A 6852-nucleotide genomic window follows, 5' to 3' on the forward strand; every position below is an offset into this window, starting at 1 on the left:
TTCAAAGCCTATTTTAATAGATAGCCCCTTATCTTCATCAAATGATAGAACTTGCACATCAGGTTTCGAGTATGGAATAATTTTTTTGGAATCAATTAAATTTTTAATAGACTCAGAAATTTTTTCTTGTATTTGCTTACCTGTTTCTTCCTTCCCAACTTTTTGTCTTACAATACTAAGCGGCACCTTACCTTCTCTAAAACCTGGCATTTTAAATGTTTTTGCAGCTTTAGAAACACTTTCTTCAACTTTTGAATTAATTTCTTCAAACGGCACATGCACTTCAAATTCTTTAAAAAACTTTTCGTTTTGCAATTCTTTAATCGTCATTTGATTGATATTTTTATTTATATTCAAGTTTAACAGAATTTTTAAATATATTAAACAATTTTTTTAAATTATTTTTAATAGCAATACTATATAATAAATTAATTATAAAATATTACCCTAAAACATCAAAAATACTTTGTGTATTCATCTTCTTTTTTTTGATTTTATTTGAAATATTTTTCTTTTCAGTTACTGGTTTAGGTTTGTTATTTTTATTTTCTTTAAATTCATCTTTTTTGATTTCTTGCACAATATCAAAAATTTGCTTATGGGAAAAATCTTGTATTACTTTTTCTGATTTTAAATTTTGCTTATATGAATCTCTTTTCTTTTGTTTTAAACTATCATAAACTTTCTTATCCTGATTAGAAAAAATAATCCCATCATTTTCATTAAATTTTATTTTATCGCATTTTTTATTATTTTTGATATAAGGAATATTCTTTAAATCAATTGGCTTTACATAATAGTTATAAGCTTTATATATAACTAACATAAAAATTAATAGACTAATTATAATAACTAATAATTTAATTATTATGCTTCTTAAAGTTTTGGTAATTTTAGAAGAGTAAAATCTTGACTTTTTCGTCTTAATTTTATTTTTACCTTTTTTTAAAGCCATGAAAAACTAATTATAAAAATTCAATAGACTTTCTTAATTTAAATACTCCAAGTATATTAATTACCATAAGAATTCCACCAGAAACACTCATTATTAATATAACTTGTTCTTGATCATAAAATGAGAAAACTATAAATGCAAATATGGAGTATAATATATATAGAAACTGCCCATATTTTTTATTAAGATATTTTGCACATTTTTGACCAACTACTAAATAACCTGTTATCGTTGTAAAACCAGCAAATGTGAAGAGAACGACCATAAAATATTCTACATTTGGTAAATATAATTTCAATGCATTAACCACATATTCAGAAGGCTGCAAACCTTTAACTTGCCACATACCTGTAACCAATAGTATCAAAATACTTATAGTGCAAATCAAAGAATCAGAAAATAGTGCAAATATAGACATCCTAGCTTGCTTTTCTGGATATAAAGTCTGAGTTTCACTTTGTATTATAGAATCATAGCCTATACCTATATCACCAGAATATACTGCTCTAGAAACTCCATAATGCGCAGTTAAAAATATTCCCCCAGATATCAAACCACCTGCTTGAGATTTATAATCGAAAAATGAAGAAAATATTAATGAAAAAACATCTGGCAAATCAGCACTGTGATCAAATATTATCCAGATCCCTAAAATAATATACCCAATCATAAAAGGAGGAATCATTGCCGAGCAAACATTTGCAAATCTTTTAACCCCTTTGACTGATGTCAATAATATGAATGTAAGTAATAATCCTATCACTATATATCTTCCATATAAAAATTTAATACCATTTAAATCAATATGACTATTATTAAGTGAAAATACGTTTATAATTGTATCTGTAATAATTAAAAATTGCGACACTTCTGCACCATATATGCATAATAAAATACAAACAAATATTGGTAATATCTTGTTTTTAAAGCCTACACGAAGATAATACATTGGACCACCATCAAAACCATTTTCATTATTTTTTACTCTATATTTTATTCCTAAGTAAACTTCAGAATATTTTACTAACATTCCCAAGAATGATGCTACCCAAAGCCATATAATACTCCCAGGGCCTCCTAAAGCTACTGTGCTGACGACTGTAACTATATTACCAAGCCCCACCATACCTCCAACTGAAGCAAAATATAATTTTATAGGATGTGTTCCTTGTTTATCTTTTTCAGCACATGCAACCAAATCCTTTATATAGGTTCTTAACCTAAACAGTGCTCTAAATTGAAAAAATTTTGAATAAATTGTAAGAAAAACTCCAACAAATAAAATGATAATTATTCCTATATAATCCCATAAAATAATGTCTAATTGACTTAAAAATCCAAATATTGCTTCTGACATTAATGTAAAATTATTTTATTAGAAATTTAAATTGATAAAATCTTATACATTACAGCTCTTAATTAAACAATATAATAATTAACTTCAGGCAATAAAATATGCTAAATATTAAAAATTAATTATTATACATAACAAATTTATAAGCTAAAACCCCATATTTTAAGGCAGTGTTGCAAATAGCAGGAGAGGTTAAAAAATAGTTAAATTTCAGAAATATTTTAAATAGAAGAATACAGTGAGTAAAGATTAAAAAGTTTATTGATGAAAGTGATTTGATTTTTTAAGTTATTGGTTATCCAGAAAGATTGGTTTTTAGCAAACATGATCATTGTCTCAACGCTTTTGATGCATCGATATGTTGAGATAAAAGATTTAAATCCTAGCATAGGTCGAAGCCGTAGTTTTATCCTACCATGATCAGATTCAACGACGTTGTTCAGATATTTGACTTGTGAATGTTCTGTTTTATCACCAATCACGCCTTCTTTACGCAACTCATTAATTGCTAATTGGTATGGAGCATGCTTGTCTGCATTGATTCTATAAGGTTCAGATTTGCTACTTTTTAGAGCTTTTTTCAATAATCTTTTAGCAGCATCTTTATCACGTCTATGCAGCAAAATAAAATCTATTGTTTTTCCATATTTATTGATCGCTCGATATAAATATTTCCACTTTCCTTTCACTTTGATATATGTTTCATCAATTCTCCAACTACCACTATAGACCTGGCTATACCATCTTATTCTTTTATATAATTCTGGTACATATTTCTGAACCCATCTATATATCGTCGTATAATCAACTTCTACGCCAAGTTCTTGCATCATTTCCTCTAAATTTCGGTAGCTTATTGGATATTTCAAATACCATCTAATGCATCCTATTATCAATTCTCCGCTGAAATGACGATTCTTGAAATCTGTTCCTGCATCTATATATTTTCTTTCTTCCATAAACCTTCCTTTGATTTTCCCGTTTATACAATAATCCTATTCAGTTTGCAACAGTGCCCTAAAAACACTAATAGTGTTACAGAGAATGAGAATATTGAGTTATAAAATCAAATTGATAAGCTAGCAAAAATAATATCTATATAGATGCTAAGTAGTAGTCAATTATCACTAAAAACTTAAATTAAAAATATAAATATACGACTAATAATTTTTTTGACTTTTGCTTTTTTATAAATAATATAATTTCTTTAAGGGTAGTGGTGAAAAGATCTTTTATAATATTTATAGAAAATTTAAGGCCAATATAATTGGTGAATTAGGATTATTAATGTGGGCAATTTCAGCTACATCAGTTGCTAATTTAAAAAAAATTCCTACATATGAAATTTTATCAATTGTTTTTTTAATAGGCTTTATATGCTCTGCATCTTATAACACTTATAATCATACCTGGAGAAAAACTTTAGACCATCCTTTTTATATATGGATCATCGGTATAATAGGAATTTTTGGCAACGAAGTTTTATTTATAGAATCTTTTAAACATGCACCTGTTGCACATGCAGACTTAATAAATTTCTTATGGCCAATTATGGTAATATTTTTCTCTTCTCTATTTCCAAAAGAAAAACTTCAATTTCGTTATTTTTTAGCAAGTTTAATTGCTTTTATCGGAATTTATATATTAATTTTTTATGATGAGGGACAAAATATTAATTTTCAACATCAATATATTAAAGGTTATCTATATGCTTTATTTGCTGCATTTTTTTGGACTTTTTATACAATAATTTCGAAATTTTATGGAAAATTAAAGCCAGAAATGATTGGAATATATTGTGGTTTAGGATTTATATTATCTTTTTTGATGCATTTAACTTATGAAAAAACTATAATACCAACTCTATCTAATTTCATATCATTAATTTTTATGGGCATAGCTACTCATTGTTTAGCTTATTTTTTTTGGGATTATGGAGTTAAAAAAGGGAATTTTAAATTACTTAGCATACTATCATATTTTAACCCTATAATCTCAATATCAATACTAATTATAGCTGGTTATAGTAAACCTACTTATGCATTATTTATATCCTCATTTCTAATTTTTTCTGCTGGATTAATTGGAGGTTTGACTTGGAAAAAATCAAAATCTCCAAAAAATATTAATTAATTTATATAACTCTTTGATTTAAAGAATTTTACCTTTATACTTTATAGTTAGATATTTTGAAAGTTATACAATGCGTTTATTGATAATTGGCGATTTAAAGGGATCTATAGTCAATGCTGCAAAACTATCTAAAGAGCAAAATGCAAAAATTTTACACGCTATAGATATAAAATCAGCAATGATTAACTTAAGAAACGGTGAAAATATTGAGTTAATTATTATTGATTCAGAAATGAATATAAAAGAACTTAAAAATACTCTTGAAGCAGAGCATTTTTCTGTACCAATTGTATCATGCGGATTATCTAATAATCCTAAACGAGCTGCTGAAAGTATAAAAGAAGGTGCAATTGAATACATACCATTACCTCCAAACAAAGAAGTTATTGCTGCATTATTTTCAATAATATCTAATAACTCTGAAGATGATAATAACCTGATTTGCTTTTCACAAAGTATGTCAAAAATTATTTCTGTTGCTAAACAAATAGCACCTTCTATTGCAAATGTATTAATTTCAGGACAATCAGGAGTTGGTAAAGAAGTCATTGCCAAATTAATACATAAACACAGTAAAAATTCTCAAAATGATCTCATCTCTATAAACTGTGCTGCAATACCAGAAAATTTATTAGAATCTGAAATGTTTGGGCACGAAAAAGGAGCGTTTACAGGAGCTGCTGAAAGAAGAATTGGTAAATTTGAACAAGCTAATAATAGCACTTTATTTTTGGATGAAATTAGTGAAATGGACTTAAAATTACAAGCTAAATTACTAAGAGCAATCCAAGAAAAAGAAATATTTAGAGTTGGAGGAAATAAACCTATAAAACTCAACATGAGAATTATTGCTACAAGTAATAGAAATTTAATTTCTGAAGTTAAAAACGGCAATTTTAGAGAAGATTTATTTTATAGATTAAATGTTATCCATTTAGAAATTCCACCACTTAAAGACAGATTAGAAGATATAATTCCTTTATCTGAACATTTTCTACAAAAATATTGTAAAGTAAATAATTTAGGCAAAAAAACATTAGATGAAAAAGCACTGAAAAAATTACAAGTTCATTTTTGGCCAGGAAATGTAAGAGAACTTGAAAATACTATTCATAGATCCATATTAATTTCTACTACCTCAAAAATTGAAGAAAAAGATATATCAATTATAAATACATCAGAAGAAGAAAATTTAGAATCACTTGAAGCAATGGAAAAAAAGGCAATAGATAAAGCACTAAATAAATATAACAAAAATTATGATTTAGTTGCAAAAGTTTAGGCATATCTATAAACACATTACAAAATAAACTAAAACATCATCATAAATTAATTTAAATAACTAATTTATTGATAAAATTTATAATTTAGGCGAAAATATGTTATATAAGTTATAAATTTTGACGTAGTGTGTTATGACTTATCAAAAAACTAAAAATAATCAGCCATTAAAAATAGCTGTAGGAACTGATAATTTTAAAGAAATGATCAGTGACTATGATGTATATGTTGATAAAAGCCTCTTTATAAAAGAAATCTTAGATAGTAGTGAAAAAGCGATGTTAATCACTTACCCTAGAAGATGGGGCAAAACACTTAACTTAGATATGCTCAAGGTATTTTTAGAACCTGAGAACAGTAATTGCATACAAAAAACTAACTATGAAGAAAGTTTTTCTTATTTATGTCCTTGGACTTGGTCATTTTCTTATAGCTTACATAGATCAACTCTTTGTAATAAAGATTTATTTATAGATAATAAACTGAAAATCTCAGAAGTTAATTCTGGTTATTACATGAAATTTCAAGGTAAGCATCCAGTAATATATATTAGTTTAAAAGAAATAAATGGAAATAACTTAGAAGTAATTACAGATCAATTAAAAAGTCTAATTAAGAACTTATATAAAGATTTTAGATATTTGCTAGATAATAATAAATTACATGATGTAGATAGAAATGATTTTAAAAAATATATTGATATTCAATATGATAAAATTAGATTAGAAGATAGCATAAGTTTTTTAAGTGGACTATTAAAAAATCACTATGGTCAAAAAGTGTATGTATTAGTTGATGAATACGATAAACCCATTAATTCTTTTTTAGAAGATAATCTAGGATTAAAAAAACCAGATGAAGAAAATAAGTTAGTAATTAAAATTTCAAAATTAATTTCTGATATATTCTGTTCTTCACTAGCTAAAACTAATCATAATTTAGAAAAATTAATTTTAACAGGAATTTTTGATACTATATATAAGTAAGCGCTAAAATAAGGGAATCTAGGCAAGAATAAAAATAAGTGGTAGAACAAAAGCCTAAAAAAATAGAGGCTAATGATGCTATTAGAAAAAAAGAAAAAAAGAATAAGTAATGAAAAATGGAAAGAGCTAGTAGAAGAATATAA

The 6852-nt window shown here is 26.0% G+C and carries 7 protein-coding genes; 3 read left to right on the plus strand and 4 right to left on the minus strand.

Annotated elements, in window-relative coordinates; genetic code table 11:
• From EIC27_RS05425 to EIC27_RS05440, 4 genes are all read right to left on the minus strand, one after another.
• A partial coding sequence (locus EIC27_RS05425) for a trigger factor family protein (RefSeq protein WP_162298346.1) occupies positions 1 to 330 on the minus strand: 330 nt, incomplete at its 3' end.
• 112 nt (positions 331 to 442) lie between these two features.
• Positions 443 to 955 (minus strand): hypothetical protein, encoded by a 513-nt coding sequence (locus EIC27_RS05430; protein WP_126045083.1) that lies wholly within the window; start codon positions 953 to 955, stop codon positions 443 to 445.
• A gap of 10 nt (positions 956 to 965) precedes the next feature.
• On the minus strand, positions 966 to 2312 hold the full coding sequence (locus EIC27_RS05435) for an amino acid carrier protein (RefSeq protein ID WP_126045084.1): 1347 nt from the start codon (positions 2310 to 2312) through the stop codon (positions 966 to 968).
• A gap of 218 nt (positions 2313 to 2530) precedes the next feature.
• Positions 2531 to 3268 (minus strand): IS6 family transposase, encoded by a 738-nt coding sequence (locus EIC27_RS05440; RefSeq protein WP_126045085.1) that lies wholly within the window; start codon positions 3266 to 3268, stop codon positions 2531 to 2533.
• Positions 3269 to 3596: 328 nt separating this feature from the next.
• Here EIC27_RS05440 and EIC27_RS05445 point away from each other — a divergent pair, with 328 nt between their 5' ends.
• The 3 genes from EIC27_RS05445 to EIC27_RS05455 all read left to right on the plus strand — a co-directional run bounded on the left by EIC27_RS05445 (position 3597) and on the right by EIC27_RS05455 (position 6709).
• Complete coding sequence (locus tag EIC27_RS05445) at positions 3597 to 4442, plus strand: DMT family transporter (RefSeq protein ID WP_126045086.1); 846 nt, start codon at positions 3597 to 3599, stop codon at positions 4440 to 4442.
• A 70-nt stretch (positions 4443 to 4512) separates the two neighbouring features.
• A complete protein-coding gene (locus tag EIC27_RS05450) occupies positions 4513 to 5724 on the plus strand; it encodes a sigma-54-dependent transcriptional regulator (protein WP_126045087.1) in 1212 nt (403 codons plus the stop codon).
• A gap of 133 nt (positions 5725 to 5857) precedes the next feature.
• Complete coding sequence (locus EIC27_RS05455) at positions 5858 to 6709, plus strand: AAA family ATPase (RefSeq protein WP_126045088.1); 852 nt, start codon at positions 5858 to 5860, stop codon at positions 6707 to 6709.
• Positions 6710 to 6852: the final 143 nt, after the last annotated feature.

Origin of the sequence: Candidatus Aquarickettsia rohweri (genome assembly GCF_003953955.1) — a bacterium.
Taxonomy (GTDB): domain Bacteria; phylum Pseudomonadota; class Alphaproteobacteria; order Rickettsiales; family Midichloriaceae; genus Aquirickettsia; species Aquirickettsia rohweri.